This is a genomic window from Mammaliicoccus sp. B-M6, assembly GCF_022386965.1.
In the GTDB taxonomy this organism is placed as follows: Bacteria; Bacillota; Bacilli; order Staphylococcales; family Staphylococcaceae; genus Mammaliicoccus; species Mammaliicoccus sciuri_A.
This window is the reverse complement of sequence record NZ_JAJNHJ010000078.1, coordinates 1-727: the sequence shown is the minus strand read 5'-3', so window position 1 is coordinate 727 and position 727 is coordinate 1. Positions and strand designations below refer to the sequence as shown.

At 31.2% G+C, this 727-nt stretch carries 1 protein-coding gene; it reads left to right on the top strand.

The genetic code is table 11. The features are described from left to right. A partial coding sequence (locus LQ693_RS13475; RefSeq protein WP_481817258.1) for a transposase occupies positions 1–727 on the top strand: 727 nt, incomplete at both ends.

Here is a 727-nt window from a genome sequence, read left to right as displayed (position 1 = left end):
TTAGTTAAGATCTTACTGATTCAAAGATTATTTGGCATAAAATCAATGAGGCAAACTATTAAAGAAATTGAAACTAACGTAGCTTACCGTTGGTATTTAGGATTTAGCTTTCTTGATAAAGTCCCTCATTATGGTACATTCAGTAAAAATTATACAAGACGCTTTCATGATACTGACCTGTTTGAACAAATATTCGAAAGAATATTAGAAATTGCGATTAAGAATAACTTAATTGACCACTCAACGTTATTCATTGATTCAACACATATCAAAGCTAATGCGAATAAAAATAAATATATTAATCAAGTTGTAAAAAAGGATACATTACATTTCCAAGAAGAACTTAATAATGAAATTAATCAACAGAGGTTAGCGCAAGGAAAAAAGCCCATAAAAAATAAGAAAAAGGAGGAGTTTAAAAATAAGAAAGTCAGTACTACCGATCCAGAAGCTGGTTACTATGTTAAAGGTGAAAGAGAAAAACAATTTGCGTATAGCTTACATAGTTGTGTAGATAAAAATGGTTTTATAATTGATCAACATGTCACACCTGGAAATATACATGATAGTACACAGTTGAAACCTATGGTTGAAAGATTAGAAGAAAAAAATATGTTGCCAATCACACTAGCAGTAGACTCCGGATACAAAACGCCATTCAATGCGCATTATTTACTAGAGAAATCGATAGTACCTGCAATGCCCTATACAAGACCAAAAGGAAAGC